Genomic DNA, 17,606 nt, shown 5'->3' with positions numbered 1-17,606 from the left:
GCCAGTATCATTGGCAGGTTTCATTTTTTATGTGAAGTATTCAATTTTGGCATCAGGGAAGTACTTGTTAATATAGCCACCAAGTGTATCCTTAATGTCTTCCTGTTCCTCATTCTGGTAGACGTACTTACCAATTCCGTAGCGTCCCCATTTCCATTTTCGTTTTGATTCATCGAGTTCAAGCTTTGTCATTGGGTAATTTTCCTGGATAACGCGCTTAGCTGGCTTGGTAAAGCGATGCTGAATTAATTCAAAGGTCAAATCTTTTGTTGCTTTAGCAGGTAAAGCTGCTTCCAGCCTTTCAAACATCTCTTTATAGCCTTCCTTCCAGCCCTCATGTAAATAAATCGGTGCAACGATAAAACCGAGTGGATAACCTGCTTCTGCAATTTTCACTGCTGCTTCAATCCGCTCTTTCAAGCGAGAAGTACCTGGCTCAAAATATTTGATTATATAATCATCATTCACACTAAAACGGAAGCGTGTTCTCCCCTTATGCTCTGCATCAAGCAAGTGATCCACATGTGCAAACTTCGTAACAAAACGGAGCTTCCCATGCTCTGACTTTCCAAAATATTCAATTGCTCTTTTCAATGTGTGGGTTAAATGATCGATTCCCACGATATCGGAAGTACAGGATGCTTCAAAACGAGTTGCCTCTGGCGCCCGTTCCCGCATATACTCTTCTGCTGCATCAAAAATTTCGTCCACGTTTACGTAGGAGCGAATATACGGCTTGCTTCCCATTGTCGTTTGCAGATAACAATAGTGGCAATGACCCATACAGCCTGTCGCAAAGGGAATGGCATATTCAGCAGACGGCTTTGATGTATCAAACTTTAATGTTTTTCGAATGCCAAGCACAGTGTTGATTTGGCTGTTCGGTATTTTTGAAAATGATTGTCACCAGGCAAATTTCGGATCTGGTTATGTGATGTCGTTTCCCTTATCTCAATATCCATCTTTTCAAACTTACCAATTAATTCTTTGGCAAGTGGATATTCCATGGCTCGTGGTTCTACGTAAACGAGTTGTGGGACAAATGGCTTAACCATAATAATCCTCTGTTTCTGGTAGACCAAAAGCAACCTGGTATGCTTCCTCAGCTTCTTCTGCACTTTTATAGACAGCAAATTCTTCTGTTAATGGAAAATAATTTTCGTGGATAAACAAGGCGAGCTCCCCATTTTGCTCTGGATTTTCAACGACAGCAGCCTGCTGGACATGTGCCACGTCTTGTGCATGGGGATTTCGGATAATAATGTAAACAACCTCTCCAGGTTGATAGAATTCATTTGTGTGCATTTTTTCACCCATTCTTCCTTTTTACTAGGTAGTATTTGTAGTTTTGCGGAATATATGAGAAATACTTTTAATGGGGATGTGAATTAGAGAGCCTTTTTCTCAACAGGTTAAAGAAAAGTAAAAAAGAAATTGCGATTGTTATGAAACTTATCTAAACTAACTACAGCCGAAGGAGATAGATATGTTAAAATATAAAAGCAAACTTATTTTTTTGAAATTTTTCAATAATTAGGGGGTGGAGTAAAAGTGAGAATAATTTTAGAATCATTCCGTTTCACATCTATTTTTTTTATACTATTGACGGTTTTAGGGGGGGTTACCTACCTTGTACTTTCAAGCTTCGGTATGAATGCGGAGAGCTACGGATGGATTGCAATAATCTGGGTGTTTATAGTGCTTTTTTTGCTATATAAACATAAGAGTTGGAGTAAAGTATATAATCAAAAGTTACTGTTGACCTCCGTTATTTTTCTTGTATTCTTAACGTTATTAATTCCCGAATCGACTCCAGAACATCTCCACACAACTAAAGATGCTTATTCCTATGGTTTTCCTTTTCATATTTTCACTATATATATTGATAATGGCACGCCATTTCTTATACCGAATCTATTCTCTGGCGGAATTACAGGCTGGAGTATGAATATAGGTATTTTAGCAAACCTTATATTGTTCTATTTTTCATTTCGTTTATTATATCTTAAATTTATAAACAAGCATGGAAATCATACAAGTTTAGAATGAAATAACGGTAGTTAATGTTTTAAATTTGTATCAATTACCTGGTCATGTAGCTGTAAAATGAGGTGTTATTATTAGTTACAAATTTTATAAATGGATTATGATAATTGATCTCGTTGCTATTGGTTTACTCCGGTTCTTGACTGGCTCATTTTTTGAATACACCTCCACAATCAGAATTATAGATGCAACATTGTATGTTATCGCCATTATATTTCTTGTTGTGTATCTGCGTAAAAGGATAAAATTTCTAAATACAGGCAATTAGGTAATTAGGAGGGCTCATGGAGTATGGTGCGAATACGCTAGCTAATAGATAGAGAAGTTGCTACCAATTTATAACGAAAGGAGCTTGATTAGCCAAGCTCCTTTTACTTACTTCTTATCCAAGCGCCACGTCAAGTATCATCATGATGGTAAAGCCAATCATTAAACTCATAACAGCAAGGTCTTTGTTTCCCTCTTCCTGTGAGCCTGGAATAACTTCTTCTGCTACTACAAAAATCATCGCACCTGCAGCGAAGCTTAGTGCATAAGGCAATAACGGTTGAATAAAGGTTACTGCCATGGCACCAATTATTCCGGCGATTGGTTCTACCATTCCAGAGAATTGCCCATACATAAAGCTCTTACGACGTGACATGCCATCCCTTCTCAATGGCATGGAGACTGCAAGCCCCTCAGGGAAATTCTGAATTCCAATCCCTATCGCCAATACAATGGCACCTGTAATAGAGGCGGAGGGGAACCCTGCAGCAACCGCACCAAAGGCTACCCCAACTGCCAGTCCCTCTGGAATATTATGCATGGTTATTGCCAATACAAGTAATGTACTACGCTTTTTTCTTTTTGGCTGATACCCTTCTGCTTCGCTCATCGGCGAGGTAGGGTGTAAATGTGGCAAAACTTTATCAATTCCCCATAAAAAAAGGCCACCGAGCATAAACCCGACTGCAGCTGGAATCCAGGAGGTTGAGCCATTCTCTTTTGCCATATCAATCGCTGGTGAGAGCAATGACCAGAAGCTGGCTGCAATCATAACCCCACCCGCAAATCCGAGCATACTATCCATTAATTTTTGATTGAAGTTTTTTGTTGTAAATACAAGGGCTGCTCCAAGCGCCGTCATTCCCCAAGTAAATAGTGTAGCAATCCCTGCTTGGACAACTGGATGTAATGATAAGAAATAGTCTAGCATTTTAGAGCTCCTCTCTCTGCTGAAATCCCTGATTTAGATGTCAGTTTATGATGCTAATTTCATACTATTCCTGTTTATTGCTTTTTGTAAACTAAATTGCCCTAATCCATCATTTATATTTTCTGGAATATAAAATAGTATAGAAAAATACAATGGCTTATTCATATCCCAGGAAAATCAACCCCTATTCGGCTATCAAAATAATTCAAAAATAAGCAGGCCATCTACTAAAACTAAGGTAGACTGCCTGCTTATTTAGATGAGAATTATTTTTCTGTTGGTTTTAGTATGAATTTATTCAGGCTATTCTCCAACTTCCAATACAGCAAACAACGGATAATGGTCGCTCGGGAATTGCTCCCCATTCCTTGTATTCACGATTTCAATAGAAAGAGCCGTAACAGTGCCTTTTGCCAGGATTCCATCAATTCGTGAAGCTTCTCCTCCACCAGTAGGATCGTGGAAATTGTTTAGCGTTCCTAGGTTCTCATTTTTCCGTGTTTTCGCTGTTTCCCACAGGTTTACATAGCCATGGTCCTTTAGAATGTTAAATGGAATGCTTTCATGGTTTGCGTTAAAGTCCCCTGTCAATACCATCGGGAGTTCGGGATCTAAACCAACAGTTTCTCCCAATAATGCTGCTGCCTTTTCTCGTGCTTTAACGGATTTATGATCAAAATGGGTGTTTAGAATATACATCTCTTCCCCTGTATCCAGGTGCCGAAATTTTCCCCATGTTACAATTCGTGGACAAGCACTTCCCCAGCTTTTTGAACCAGGTTTTTCCGGCGTCTCAGACAACCAATATGTAGCTGTATCCATTACTTTAAAGGCAGCTTTTCGGAAAAATATGGCGGAGCGCTCTCCCTTGTCACCACCATCTCTTCCTTCTCCGATCCACTGATAGTCCGGAAGATATGCTTCCAGGTCGCTCATTTGCTGTGGTACTGCTTCTTGAATTCCAATAAAATCAGGGTCTTTTTCCTTAATTATCTTAATGACTTCCGGTAATCTTTCAGCCCAAGTATGTGGCGAGTTGTCCTTGCTAGTGAGACACCTAATGTTATAGCTCATGATAGCAATTTGCATCTGTTCCGTTCCCCCTTCGCTATGATGCTATCATTATAGCTTTTTCATAACCAAAAGAAAACGCTCCTTAATCAATCCAGGCACCAGTCAAATGGTCCAGCGGTAGATACTCCTCATTAATTTTCACAAATTTATTTAAAACATCCACCCCAAGCAGCTTGCCTTTTATTTTGTGGTAATCATGGTCTCTAAAATATTCTAACTCAATCGTTAAATCGTTTGACAATGCTAGCTGTAGCTGCAAATTTATTTCTTCCATCTGATATTCGGAAAGCATTGGTTTTTCCTTAAACTCTTGCTCTGCCCACATCTTTTTCAATAGCTCAATATGCTCTGGTAGCATCATCGCTGTCCACTTTATCGTACCTCTGTCATTGACACTCATGGTTAAGCCCCCACTTTCTTGTTGACTGTTCCTGCTGAAAGGATGTTTTCCCTTTTAAAGGTGCGTACGTTTTTTCGATAATAGCAATAAGCAAGAACGCGCTTTTCATCCATTTTTAACACCCGAATAAAACGCTGTGTGACCTGTTGATTTCCGTCCATATAGAACACGACAATCTTTTGCTTTGTTTCCATCGACCGCTTTAATACACCATTCATGAAGAACACCCTTTCCGGAACGTTTGTTCGAGAACTCCTGTTCTTATTTTACCACATTCACAAAAAAATATGCATGAAAATTTTTGGAAAAAGCGTTTTGGAAATAAAAATCCGCGTTTGTCACATTATCATCTCGGGATCATACAATAGGAGGGAAAAAAATATTGTAAGGGGCTGTTAAGGCATGGGAGAGTCATACCTAGATTATAAAGGTGAAAATAACACATACTTTGCTGACTTAAATAAAAACCGTCTGTTTACAAGGAACAGACAAAATTATATCAATCGATTAGGGAGAGATGTGCTAAACACACTTGGTGATGTCTCGCTGCTTGATATTTTCTTAAGTGATGATCGTGTAGTGGAGCCACACTACCACCAAAATGCTGCAGAACTCGTTTATTGTATCTCTGGAAATGCGGAAGTTTCGTTCATCAACCCATTCACCAATGAGGTAAGCACGGTTTCCATCCGGCCAGGACAGGTGGCTAATATACCGCAAGGATGGTGGCATTGGGAGAGAGCGACGACAAACCAAACCCATTTGCTGGCCATATTTGATGCCCCTTATCCTGAATATATTTTTGGCTCAGACATTCTTACCAAAACACCAGTTGAGGTACTCGCTTATACGTATTGCCTGAATGCCGATCAATTAAAGAAAACCTTCTCTCCCCTTCACAATGAAACAATTATTATCGGGCCGACCGACGAATGTAAACAGCATCGATTGGATGAATATGAGACGCATTCCGAAAAGCAAACCTCTACTAGAAATGACAGTACTGCATACTATGGAGGTTATTACCCACAAGGCCAAAATCATTTCTAAGCTAAAGCTCTTCGTGGTGTGGATGCACGATACCAATGTAACAAAAGAATAAATACGATCACTAAATCGATTGCATCCCCACCATAATACATCAACATTCCACCAGCTTCCGCCTGGTCGGACGGGACACCGCTTGGGGGATTTGCATAGATAAACTTAGACAGAATTGCATGACCTCCTGATGCAAGCATAAGAACAATACTGCGATACAAATACGAATAGCGATGAGGGATCGGATCCATATAAATCATTGCTGCTGTAAATAAAAATCCTGCCGCAAATACGTGAAAATGCACAAGTAAATGAATGAAAAAGGAATGGTGCATCATGTGATATAAGTCTGTCGTATACAGCACCCAAAGTCCTCCGATATTCAAAACGGTAGCTGTAATAGGATGACTTAAGAAAGCTACAGGACTGCTTTTTAACAAATTTGCTAAAAACCGTGCCTGTCTAACAGGCAGCGCCCGGAGTGCAAGGGTCATCGGTGCAGCAAGAACTAACAAAAGCGGTGAAAGCATTCCGAGCAAAAGGTGTCCCAGCATATGGGCAGTAAAGTTGGTATGTGCCCATTGTGCAATAGGACCAATTAACGCGGAAGCAGCCGCTATAATGCCAAGAGCCCAAAGTATGTAGCGATAGGTCGGCCATTGCTGCAAGTGACTTTTCCGATTGGATAAAAAGCCTGCAAGGAAATAGACCGCGATAGCTCCAATAGATAAAATGCCAACGATAAATGTCCAACCTCCCTGCATTCCACTATGCATTGGAGTTCAACTCCTTTTGCTTACGCAGAATTTTTCTTGTCTGTAAAAGAATAATACTTCCAATCACGATCATGATAACAGCAATAGCATTCCATAACAGATCATATAACCAAACATTTTCGACATACCTTATTTGATGTAATCGCATTAATTTATGTTGGATGATGCCATCATATAGTTGAAATGCCCCTGCACCAAGTAACACACTCCCCCACCAGCGCTTTAACCAAAGCGCATTTCTTCTTCTCAGATCAGCGAATAAAAACAAGCCACCAATCGTAGCAAACCAGCTAAACGCATGGAAAAGCCCATCGGAAATTAAACCAATATCTGTGGTAGATTTATCGTAGAAATGGTGCCAACGCAATAACTGATGAAATACCGTCTCATCAATAAACGCAGCAAGGCCCAGGCCGAATAAAATACCTGATAATATGTTCCGGTTCTCATACTTTACTATCCCTTGAGTGTGAACATTGTTTTCCATCAAACCACCTCCATTTATGTCTATTTAATTTATATACCCATGTAAAGCTTTAATCATTCAAAATAGAAAAACCCGCCTGACCGAATTTAGTTGTTTAAATTCGATCAGTCGGATTTCAATACCCCAAAAGCTTTAATTCACCAGCAAATTAATTCCACCTAGCGCTGCTAAAACAAGCACAAGTATGGTAAAGATTTTTTGAGGTATAATTGGTAAAACTTTAATACCAATAAATGCTCCAAGAATAATAGCAGGCACTAACCATGCGTTAAATGAAAGGGAATCCAACGTAATCAGATCCAGGTGCACATAGAACGGAACCTTAATTAAATTAACAAATAGAAAGAACCAGGCTCCTGTGCCAACAAATTCCTTTTTGGGGAGTCCTTTCACTAATAAAAAAATGGTCATAATTGCCCCAGCAGCATTTCCTACCATTGTCGTAAAACCACCAAGAATCCCCATTAAGAGCGTGAACCCAAGTGAGTTAGGCAGCATGGCATTAAATTTTGTACCGAACTTTTCACGCGTAAAATGGAGCGTGATCATAACCAGTACAATAATTCCGATCAATGGTTTAAGCTGTTCATCACTAACCCGTTCTAAAACGAAATAGCCAGCAACAATTCCAATTAGAACCCACGGGATAAGCCCCTTTAAATGATTCCACTTTACGTTGCGACGATAATAAATAATCGCAAATAGATCTCCCACCAAGAGCATTGGCAACATAATACCGACAGAATCTCTTGCCGGGAAGACAAACATAATTAATGTAACAACCAGAATGACTAAATTAGGCAACCCAGACTTTGAAAAACCAATACAAAGTGCACAAAAGATTACTAGTATCCATTCCAGCAACGTTAGTTCAAACATTTCGCTGCCCCCTGTTTCCAATTCCTACTACTAATTGTAATGCCTTAAGTTTAATTATGTATAAGCTTATTTAAACCATACTCGCTTTTACCTTTTCAGGAATCATCACGACCTCCGTTTTTAAGTCAACTGGCCTGTATTCTGGATCGATGCATAAATCCCAGAATTCGAGATGTTTTTTATCAATCCAATGGGTAGACTCCTCAACTTCCTGTCCACCTTCTCCCTGGATGGAATACCAGTACAAGTATTCCCAACCATCAACGGTTTCTCTAAGAATGGTCTCTACATACATCTTTTCATCTTCTAATGTAAGTAAAACGTCTTGCATATGATCGCGAAGAAAGTTCATCCATTCATCGACTTTTGCCTTTGCACCTTGCTTAACACGAAACCGAGTAAGCTCTATATTCATTTCCTCTCCCCCTCTTCCTATATATCGTACCATATCTATTTAACCGTTCCTGACAGTTGTAAAATTCATTTACGCTACAGTACAAACTCTCTTAATTTCTTCATATTTTCTTCAAGAAACGCTACATTTTTTTCAGTACCACGTCGGTTGCACCATCCGATACTATTGAAAGCATCTGCAAACCGGTAAAAAGGCAGGACAGCTTCTAAATCTATTAATGGTCTAATACTTTTATACCCTTCTTGATAAGCTTTCGATAACCTGCTATCTTCATCCAAAAAGTCCCGATACAGTTTCGTGAAATCAATCTCCGTCGAACCAAATCGCACGCTTTCAAAATCGAGCACTCCAGAAACATTCCCTTTATTCACAATAATATTAGCTGGGCGAAAATCCATATGTATGAAGCTTGGACCATCTGGGCTTGGAAGCTGTTGTTTCATCTTCTCAAATTTCTCAATCGCCAAATGGTATAACTGTTCATCCAACGTTCCTTTAACGTCCTCTGCAAAACTATAAAATTGGTTTTCTATAAATGACGACCAATTCGGAAATTCATTTTTCATACCGAATAGATCCCGATTCTCTGGTGGCATAATGTCGTGCATCGATGCATGAAGCACTCCAATCTGAAAAGCTACATTTGATGATGCTTCAGTTGTTAAAGGGCTTCCTTTTAATTCAGATAATAAAAAAGCACCAGCACACACTTCATCCCCATCCCAATAATCCAGCATTTTTGGAGTGGCGACTCTGTCTTCTAAAATTTCGTATGCTTCTAACTCTCTTTGAAATTTGATTTTATTGTACGGTATCTTTAAATATAACGCTTCTCCACCAAGCAATCTACATCGATATACAGTGGAGCTAAAAGAATCCTCTACTTCATGAATGGATTGCACCCGTAACCGGAATCTCTTTAATAGATGCTCTAACAATTAACTTCCTCCCTTCTTATTTATCTGCCCTGATCGCGTACACCAACGTATCTCCTTCAGCAAGCTTTACTGTTTTCTCATAGCTCAGACCAGCCTTTTTGGCAACAAAAATGGAAGCAGGATGATTAGGATTAATCAATGCAATCAACTTATTAAAGCCCCTTATTTTAAACCCATAATCTCTCAGTGTAAGGGCAGCTTCTTTTGCCAATCCCTTCCCCCAATATTCTGGAAGCAGCCAATATCCAATTTCTATTTCTTCTTCCCCTTCAATGCTCTGTCTCACTAGCCCAGCATGTCCAATTAGCTTGTCTTCTGATTTAAGCACAAGTGCCTGTAAGCCAAATCCTTGTTCATACTCGGAAAACCAGTGTGCTAAGCTTTCTTTTGCCTGCTCGTACGTTTTGGTTTTTCCTTTGCCAATGTAACGCACGACCTTAGGATCGCCCCATAATCGTACATAGAACTCCAGATCATCCTCTGTATAGGGCCTGAAACAGAGTCTGTCACTAGTAATCACCGAAAACACCTCCTGTTTGTTTCTCTATTTTATCAGAAACTAAATTTTTCGACGAATTGCACCTGTGAGTAATAATAAAAGAATAAGCGCAACTAGAAAGATAGATTCTGATACATGTATTACTTCCAAGTATTGAGACACATGCTCTTCTTTTACCATCATCCCTCCTGCTGTCCACGCTAGTAATGCAGCTCCCCCATACACAATGCTTGTATATTTCTCCATCAACCTCATGATGAAATTGCTTGCTACTAGAATAATTGGAATACTAATGATAATACCTATGATGATGAGCATAAATTGCCCATCCGAGATGGCTACGATTGCCAGCACATTGTCCAAACTCATTAAAATATCTGCAAAAATAATAATCGCAATGGCTTCTTGTAAAGAACTCCCTACTTTTATCTGATGGTTATCAGGCTTGTCCACTAATAACTTATACGCCACAAACAAGAGAAGCACCCCACCAATAAAATGAATCCATGGCAATTTTAATAGAAATAGAACGAGAAATACGAAAAGGATACGAAAAGCTACCGCTCCAAACGTTCCCCATATCACAGCCTTTCGCTTCATATGCTCTGGTAACTTCCTACTGGCCATCGCAATCACAACAGCATTATCACCACTTAAAATAATGTTAACAAGCAATATTTTTAATAACGGCTCCACAATTTCCATTGCCCATCTCCCTCCCACTGTTTCTATAAATAGCCTATGATTCTAGTGAGATGGACAGACCTAACAAAGAGAATCGCTTCGTCTCCCAAATGTTTGCAGTCTATCCTACTCGGGAAAATAGTTATATCTATTAAGAAAGGAGATAGATTATTTTATGCAAAATCAATATACAAAAATATTTATCGATGGCGAATGGACAACAGGCTCCTCGGAGAAAAATATAGAAAACACTAATCCCTATAACGGTGAAACCCTAGGCATTATACGATCTGCAAACCCTGACGATCTTGAAAAAGCATACCAAGCTGCAGCTTCCTATCAACCAAAGTGGGAAAAGTTAGCTCCAGCAGAAAAACAAAATTATTTGTTTCGACTTATCGATACGATTAAAGCGAATAAGGATCATATCGTAGAATGGCTTATTAAAGAAGCCGGCAGCAGTAAAGTAAAAGCAGAGGTAGAGTTACAATCCGCGATTCAAATCATACAAGAATCAGCTTCTTTCCCAACAAGAATGCAAGGTACAACGGGGGCTTCTAATACAGAAGGGAAAGAAAATTACACCTACCGCACAGCCAAAGGCGTTATTGGAGTCATCGGACCTTGGAACTTCCCTTTCCATTTAGCAATGCGTACAATTGCTCCAGCACTTGCTACAGGAAATACAGTTGTTGTTAAACCAGCTTCTGATACGCCCGTAACATCTGGATTATTAATAGCTGACTTGCTACAGGAAGCAGGCTTTCCAGATGGCGTTATTCATGTTGTAGCAGGCCGCGGGTCAGAAATTGGAGATGAATTTGTCGAGCATCCAGTTCCTAAACTTATCTCCTTTACCGGATCAACAGAGGTAGGGACACATATTGCACAGCTTGCCAGTAAACATCTGAAAGAAACCTCTCTTGAACTTGGTGGGAATAATGTGATGGTTGTACTGGACGATGCAGATATTGAGAAAGCTGCTCAAGCTGCGGTATTCGGATCCTTCCTTCACCAAGGACAAATCTGTCTATCTCTAAATCGCATTATTGTACACGACAGTATATATGATGAGTTTGTTGAATCATTCATCAAAATAGCCAGCAAATTGAAGGCAGGAGATCCCTCTCAAGATGACGTTCTGATTGGACCGATTATTAATCAGGGTCAAGTAGAACATGTGGAAGACCTTGTCAAGAAAACAATCGATCAAGGCGCCAAACTCCATACAGCGTTTAAGACAGAAGGAAATGTCATCCATCCGGTCATCTTTTCAGAGGTTACAAATGATATGGCTGCGGCGAAAGATGAAGTATTTGGACCTGTTGCTTCCCTTCTGCGTGCTAAAAGTGAAGAAGAAGCTATCCAAATCGCCAATGATTCGCCATATGGTCTTAGTGGCTCTGTCTTCACAAAAGACCGCTACCGCGGCATACAGGTCGCAAGAAAAATTCAATCTGGCATGGTCCATGTAAATGATATGCCAGTAAACGATGAACCCCATATGCCATTTGGCGGTGTAAAACAATCTGGAATTGGCCGTTTTAACGGTGAATGGATCATGGAAGAATTTACTACAACACAATGGGTTAGTGTTCAAGCAGAAGATAGAGAGTATCCTTTCTAGTGTTAAGGTGCTTATTTGAGCAAAAATCCCACGATACGAATTTGTATCGTGGGATTTAATTAAATTAACTTTTGTTATTTACATACTGTCGCATATGATCTTTGATCCCGGCTAAATAAATCGCTGATGGATCGTCTTCCTTCTCTAGCTCTAAATTAGAGCCATCAGTTGGAAGTCTTCTTTCAAATTCCTCTTCATATTCAGCTACTGAAATTTCTTTTCGTGAATCTAGAATTTCTTTATGCCTAGCAGGTTGCAATGCATTTTGGAAACCAGGCTGGAGAATGCCTGTAAAGAATTCTCCTACTGCGCCAGAGCCATAACTAAATAACCCAATTCTTGCTCCTTCTTGTAAATCTTCTTTTGTTTCTAGTAGAGATAGAAGACTAAGATAGAGTGAGCCGGTATAAATATTACCAATTCGTTTATTATAGGTTTTACTTGCTTCATTATTTTCTAACAGTCTGTCTTGAGTTACTTCATCTGTCTCAGGTAAAAGTGGCTTCAATGCCTTTTGTCCCATTTTTGTGTATGGGAGATGGAAACAGATTGCTTCAAAGTCAGAGAAAGTGGCTCCTGTTTTCTCTTTATATTGCTCCCAAATCTTCGCAAAAAATTCTATATATTTCTCATTAGAAAGTTTTCCATCAACTAGCGCTTTGTCCGTATAAGTTGGGCGCCAGAAGTCCATTACATCACTGGTATGGTAAGCACTTTTTTCCTCAAGAGCGAGAATTTTCGGATCTGCACTAATCAACATAGCGACAGCTCCCGCACCCTGGGTTGCCTCCCCACCAGTACGGATGCCATATCTGGCAATGTCTGAGGCAAGAACCAATACTTTGCTATCCGGATTTAAAGCAATATGTCCTTTGGCCATTTGGATTGCTGCTGTTGCTGCATAACATGCCTGTTTCATCTCAACACTACGGGCATCTGGATTTATGCCAAGCAAGTCATGCACATAAACCGCTGCTGCTTTTGAACTGTCAATGCCTGTTTCTGTTCCAAAAATAACAAAATCGATCTCTTGTTTATCTTTTTCATCTAAAATTTCCAAAGCGGCATTAGCTGCAAGTGTTACAGTGTCCTGCGTTAGTGGAGTAACCGCCATTTCTTCCTGCCCAATTCCAATTGTAAATTTCGCAGGTTCTACATCTCTTGCTACCGCAAGTTTATTCATATCTACATATAAGTGTGGTGCGTAAAAGCCAATTTTATCAATACCTATTTTCAATGTCCTTCTCCTTTACTACTTCGTCATGCTTGCACTGTAGAACCAAGTGATGTTATTCACAAAGAGTCTTCTAGGTCAAGCCAATATAGTAAATCATAATACAAACAAGCAAGAAAAACAACGAAAGACGTCTCATTTTGTAATCGGTAACAATGTCTCTAACGACAAAAGGCCTCCCTATGGGAAGCCTTTTATAATAGTTAGCTTATAACTTTGTTATGCAATGTACCGACTTCCTTTATGCTACAATCAACAGCGCTACCAGGTCCGACCATTTCCGCTCCCACAGGGCTTCCCGTTAATAAAATATCCCCTGGATTTAATGTCATGACTTGGGATAAGTAAATAATCATCTCTGGAATGCTAACAATCATAAATCCTGTAGGGCTATCTTGTTTTCTCACCCCATCTACGCTAGCTACAATACGAACATTTCTCCAGTCAAGGTCTGTTTCGATTACTGGACCAAGTGGTGTGCATGTATCAAACGCTTTTCCAATCGTCCAATGGCCATCCGAATGAAAAAGATCAGGTGCTGTGACATCATTGGCAACCGTATGTCCAAATATATACGGCGCTACATCATCTCCTGCTTGTAGATTTTTGATTTCTTTTCCAATCACCACGGCCAGTTCTGCCTCAAATTTTACCTGATCCACCTGTTTAGGTATCACGATATTGTCTGTTGGCCCGATTACAGACGATACTGGTTTAAAAAAGAACACCGGGTGCTGTACAGGCTCTATGGGGCGTTCTTCTTCTATTGCTACATAATTAGCGCCGATACCTATTATCTGTTTCGGCAGCACTGGAGCAAGAAGCTTCACTTCGTTTAATTGGTAAATTACATCAGTCTTATTCCAGATATTAAGAAGATCTCCTGATATTTGCGTTATTCTGTCATTTTCCAATATACCTTGAAACACTTGATTATCAAGGCTGTAACGAATAAATTTCATAATTTTCATCCCTTGTTTAGTAGATAGCTATCTTCTGCTTTTTTTCTTTACGGCCTTCATGTAAAATCGGCTCTGTATACCCATTTGGCTGCTTTGCTCCTTCGAAAACAAGTTTGCATGCAGTCTGAAAGGCTATCGAATTTTCTTTGTTATTCGCCATTGGTTCATAGGAAATGTCTAATTGATTCTGCTGGTCCACCACTTTCGCCATGCGCTCGAACGTCTTGTACACCTGTTCCTTGGTACATATCCCATGATGGAGCCAATTGGCAATATGCTGGCTAGATATTCGAAGTGTTGCACGGTCTTCCATCAAACCAATATTGTGAATGTCAGGTACTTTAGAGCAACCAATCCCTTGATTTATCCACCGGACAACATAGCCTAGAATTCCTTGTATATTATTGTTTAATTCCTGTTGAACGGCTTCTTCAGATAAAACCTCTCCCGTTAAAAACGGAATTTGTAAAAGATCATCACGATAGGAAGATGTCTCTTCCGTTAACAGTTGTTTTTGAACATCGGTAACATCTACTTGGTGGTAATGAAGCGCATGGAGAGTAGCTGCTGTTGGTGATGGAACCCAAGCTGTGGTTGCACCAGCTTGTGGATGAGCAACCTTTTCTTCGACCATAGCTTTCATGCGATCTGGGGCTGCCCACATGCCCTTACCAATTTGTGCAGTTTGCTGAAAGCCACTTGAAAGGGCAGCAGACACATTTGAAGCTTCATAGGCTTTAATCCAGGCAGTATGCTTCATATCATTTTTTCTTTGCACAGGTCCAGCGACCATTGATGAGTGAATCTCATCCCCTGTTCGATCAAGAAATCCCGTGTTTATAAATACGATTCTGTCTTTTACTTGTTCAATACAGGCATTCAAATTTAGGGAAGTCCTTCTTTCCTCATCCATTACGCCAATCTTAATTGTATGTCTGGGCAGTCCAAGTAAGTCTTCTACACGATTAAACAATCTATTACTAAAAGCTACTTCCTTAGAACCATGCATTTTAGGCTTCACAATATAAATAGATCCTGTCTGTGAGTTGGCGTATTTCGCTTTACCATTTATAGAATGTAAAGCAATAAGGCTGGTAACAACTGTATCTAATATACCTTCATATATTGGTGAGCCTTCCTTATTTAAAATCGCCTCTGTTTTCATCAAATGGCCAACATTTCTCACAAACATTAAGGATCGGCCCTTTAGGGTAAAAGGGTTTCCCTCTAACCCGATATATTCACGATCAGCTTGCAATCGCCGTTCAACGATTTGTCCGTTTTTTTCAAAAGAGGCAGTTAAGTCACTTTTCATAAGTCCAAGCCAATTATGATAAACAGCTAGCTTATCCTCTACGTCCACCGCAGCCACGGAATCTTCACAATCCATAATGGTAGTAAGGGCCGCCTCTAGATAAATATCCTTTACGTGTGCTTTATCACGACTCCCAATTGGATCCTTCTCATCCCTTACAATTTCTATGTGAAGGCCATTGTGTTTAAACAGGATTACTTTCGGATTGGACTGCTCGCCCTTATAGCCTTGAAAAAGTGTTGCGTCAGATAAAGATGTGGTATTACCATCTTCCAGCACAAATTTCAGCATGTCATTTTTAATAATATATCCGGTTACATGATGGTGGCTCCCCTGTACTAAAGGCAAAAATTGGTCTAATACATCTCGTCCGTAATCCACCACTTTCTTCCCTCGTACAGGATTATAGCCCCTACCTTTTTCAGCGCCGTCTGCTTCGGAAATTACATCTGTCCCATACAGGGCATCATAAAGACTACCCCATCTCGCATTAGCAGCATTAATAGCATAGCGAGCATTGTTAACAGGAACCACCAGCTGCGGTCCCGCTAACACCACTTCACTGTCCACGTTTTTGGTTGTAATCGTTACATCTTTAGGCTCGTGCTCTAAGTATCCAATATTCTCAAGAAACATTTTATACTGGGCGTGATTAAAGGTCGGATTCTCCGTATGCCACTCGTTAATCGCCGCCTGTAATTGTTCTCTTTCCCGAAGAACAGCATTATTTTCTGGTGTAAGGTCCCTGACAAGACAAGATAAGTCATACCAAAATTTTTTTGCGTCTATACTAACTTCTTTTAAAACACCTTCTAAAAAGTGGTATAGTCGATCTTCAACCTGCAAGGATTCTATTACTCTATAATTTGTCATTTCGATTAGCCTCTCCTATATGAGTCAAATAGTTTCTTTAACGGAAATAGCTCGCATCGGCTGGTATGGGTTCATATCTAACTCTACTTCTTCACCTGTCATTAACCCTGCTGCCAACGTACCGACATAAGGCCCCATTGTTAATCCAGAAGCTCCCAATCCATTCGCCATAAAAAGCCCTTCTATAGCGTCAACCTGACCTACTAACGGAAGAATATCTGGACCCATTGGGCGAAATCCAATACGTACCTCTTTTAAAGTTCCTTCATTTAGACCAGGGGCTACATCTAAAGCTGCTCCTAATACGTTATGCACACCACCAGCTGTTAAGCGATAATCAAATCCAGAACCAGTTTCTCTCGTGGCCCCAGCAACTACACGAAAATCATCAAAAGCTAACATGTAATGACTTGTATGTGGTAGAACAACAGGCCAATTCGACGTGTCCTGGCCAGGCAGATTAATGTGAGCAATTTGTCCACGTTGTGGCTCCAAGTCCAGTTCAAGTCCGAGTGGTTTTAATAATTCTGGAGCCCAAGCACCTGCTGTAATTAATACTTTGTCGGCGTAAATCGTTTCCTCATTAACTTCCACACCTGTTATTGCTTTTTCTGAGGTAACTAGCCTTGCCTCCCCTTCAATTAAGCGTGCACCATGTTTTTGAGAAGCACGTTTTAAGGCATCGCGTAAATAACTTCCATCAATACGCGCTGCTCCTGAGACATAGACAGCCTCCAATTCATTAGAGAGGGCAGGAAACATTGCTTGAGCTTCCTCGCTATTCAGCCTTCTAATATCCCCGACTTCAGGTGCTTCTATTTTTTTCTGTTTAACGCGTTCCTCAATTTCATCTAATTTGGCTTGATCAGTGCTAACGCTCAATGCTCCGACCTTTTTATAGCCCGTTTCGGTTTCTCCATCTTCTATTAATTGTTGAATAAGGTTTGGATAAAATCTTGCCCCGCGTTTGGCAATTTGATACCAATTTGGATCGTCCACACTAGAGATCCACGGGCACACAATTCCAGCTCCTGCAGAAGTAGCTTTTCCGTCTTCCGCTCTGTCTACCATCACAACCTCAACACCATTTTTCACAAAATAGTAAGCAGCACTTGCCCCAACAATTCCTGTTCCTACAACGACGACTTTCATATAATT

General features: G+C 40.1%; 17 protein-coding genes and 2 pseudogenes. 2 read left to right on the top strand and 17 right to left on the bottom strand.

All coding sequences use genetic code 11. The features are described 5' to 3' along the window. Nucleotides 1-27 precede the first annotated feature (27 nt). The 6 genes and pseudogenes from splB to LG273_RS07305 form a co-directional block, all read right to left on the bottom strand. Nucleotides 28-1,007: pseudogene (gene splB, locus LG273_RS07330) on the bottom strand (spore photoproduct lyase). Between the two features lie 40 nt (nt 1,008-1,047). Continuing rightward, on the bottom strand, nt 1,048-1,317 hold the full coding sequence (locus LG273_RS07325; protein WP_404458937.1) for a transcriptional regulator SplA domain-containing protein: 270 nt from the start codon (nt 1,315-1,317) through the stop codon (nt 1,048-1,050). Nucleotides 1,318-2,428: 1,111 nt separating this feature from the next. After that, complete coding sequence (locus LG273_RS07320; protein WP_404458936.1) at nt 2,429-3,244, bottom strand: ZIP family metal transporter; 816 nt, start codon at nt 3,242-3,244, stop codon at nt 2,429-2,431. 303 nt (nt 3,245-3,547) lie between these two features. Further along, nucleotides 3,548-4,333, bottom strand: coding sequence for an endonuclease/exonuclease/phosphatase family protein (locus tag LG273_RS07315; RefSeq protein WP_404458935.1), 786 nt, complete (start codon nt 4,331-4,333; stop codon nt 3,548-3,550). Nucleotides 4,334-4,400: 67 nt separating this feature from the next. Then, nucleotides 4,401-4,718, bottom strand: a complete 318-nt coding sequence (locus tag LG273_RS07310; protein ID WP_379561279.1) for a YolD-like family protein — start codon at nt 4,716-4,718, stop codon at nt 4,401-4,403. Nucleotides 4,719-4,720: 2 nt separating this feature from the next. After that, nucleotides 4,721-4,936 carry a hypothetical protein gene (locus LG273_RS07305; RefSeq protein ID WP_379561278.1) on the bottom strand — a complete coding sequence of 72 codons (216 nt, stop codon included), beginning with the start codon at nt 4,934-4,936 and terminating at the stop codon, nt 4,721-4,723. 184 nt (nt 4,937-5,120) lie between these two features. On the opposite strand from LG273_RS07305, the gene LG273_RS07300 reads away from it, so the two are divergent. Continuing rightward, nucleotides 5,121-5,768 (top strand): cupin domain-containing protein, encoded by a 648-nt coding sequence (locus LG273_RS07300; protein ID WP_404458933.1) that lies wholly within the window; start codon nt 5,121-5,123, stop codon nt 5,766-5,768. Here the strand turns inward: LG273_RS07300 and LG273_RS07295 are convergent. The 7 genes and pseudogenes from LG273_RS07295 to LG273_RS07265 form a co-directional block, all read right to left on the bottom strand. Beyond that, nucleotides 5,765-6,512 (bottom strand): annotated as a pseudogene (locus tag LG273_RS07295) (cytochrome c oxidase assembly protein). The gene LG273_RS07300 and the pseudogene LG273_RS07295 overlap by 4 nt on opposite strands. Nucleotides 6,513-6,527: 15 nt before the next feature. Continuing rightward, nucleotides 6,528-7,022, bottom strand: coding sequence for a DUF2243 domain-containing protein (locus LG273_RS07290; RefSeq protein WP_404458931.1), 495 nt, complete (start codon nt 7,020-7,022; stop codon nt 6,528-6,530). 132 nt (nt 7,023-7,154) lie between these two features. Further along, nucleotides 7,155-7,901 (bottom strand): sulfite exporter TauE/SafE family protein, encoded by a 747-nt coding sequence (locus tag LG273_RS07285; protein WP_404458929.1) that lies wholly within the window; start codon nt 7,899-7,901, stop codon nt 7,155-7,157. Between the two features lie 70 nt (nt 7,902-7,971). Continuing rightward, a complete protein-coding gene (locus tag LG273_RS07280; protein ID WP_379561272.1) occupies nt 7,972-8,316 on the bottom strand; it encodes a DUF6176 family protein in 345 nt (114 codons plus the stop codon). Nucleotides 8,317-8,390: 74 nt separating this feature from the next. Next, complete coding sequence (locus tag LG273_RS07275; protein ID WP_404458927.1) at nt 8,391-9,254, bottom strand: phosphotransferase family protein; 864 nt, start codon at nt 9,252-9,254, stop codon at nt 8,391-8,393. 16 nt (nt 9,255-9,270) lie between these two features. Beyond that, nucleotides 9,271-9,774 carry a GNAT family N-acetyltransferase gene (locus LG273_RS07270; protein ID WP_379561269.1) on the bottom strand — a complete coding sequence of 168 codons (504 nt, stop codon included), beginning with the start codon at nt 9,772-9,774 and terminating at the stop codon, nt 9,271-9,273. 39 nt (nt 9,775-9,813) lie between these two features. After that, complete coding sequence (locus LG273_RS07265; RefSeq protein WP_379561268.1) at nt 9,814-10,458, bottom strand: YjbE family putative metal transport protein; 645 nt, start codon at nt 10,456-10,458, stop codon at nt 9,814-9,816. A 154-nt stretch (nt 10,459-10,612) separates the two neighbouring features. Here LG273_RS07265 and LG273_RS07260 point away from each other — a divergent pair, with 154 nt between their 5' ends. Next, a complete protein-coding gene (locus tag LG273_RS07260) occupies nt 10,613-12,064 on the top strand; it encodes an aldehyde dehydrogenase family protein (protein WP_404458924.1) in 1,452 nt (483 codons plus the stop codon). 64 nt (nt 12,065-12,128) lie between these two features. Here the strand turns inward: LG273_RS07260 and LG273_RS07255 are convergent, their stop codons facing one another. From LG273_RS07255 to LG273_RS07240, 4 genes are all read right to left on the bottom strand, one after another. Then, nucleotides 12,129-13,301, bottom strand: a complete 1,173-nt coding sequence (locus LG273_RS07255; protein ID WP_404458922.1) for a hydroxymethylglutaryl-CoA synthase — start codon at nt 13,299-13,301, stop codon at nt 12,129-12,131. Nucleotides 13,302-13,501: 200 nt separating this feature from the next. Further along, the gene (locus LG273_RS07250; protein ID WP_404458921.1) at nt 13,502-14,260 is read right to left on the bottom strand and encodes a fumarylacetoacetate hydrolase family protein; all 759 of its coding nucleotides are present in this window, start codon (nt 14,258-14,260) and stop codon (nt 13,502-13,504) included. A 16-nt stretch (nt 14,261-14,276) separates the two neighbouring features. Continuing rightward, nucleotides 14,277-16,448 carry a malate synthase G gene (locus LG273_RS07245; RefSeq protein ID WP_404458919.1) on the bottom strand — a complete coding sequence of 724 codons (2,172 nt, stop codon included), beginning with the start codon at nt 16,446-16,448 and terminating at the stop codon, nt 14,277-14,279. A gap of 24 nt (nt 16,449-16,472) precedes the next feature. Then, the gene (locus LG273_RS07240; protein WP_404458918.1) at nt 16,473-17,600 is read right to left on the bottom strand and encodes an NAD(P)/FAD-dependent oxidoreductase; all 1,128 of its coding nucleotides are present in this window, start codon (nt 17,598-17,600) and stop codon (nt 16,473-16,475) included. Nucleotides 17,601-17,606: the final 6 nt, after the last annotated feature.

Source organism: Oceanobacillus kapialis (genome assembly GCF_044790185.1).
Classification (GTDB): Bacteria; Bacillota; Bacilli; order Bacillales; family Amphibacillaceae; genus Oceanobacillus_B; species Oceanobacillus_B kapialis.
This window is presented reverse-complemented; position numbering and strand designations above follow the sequence as displayed.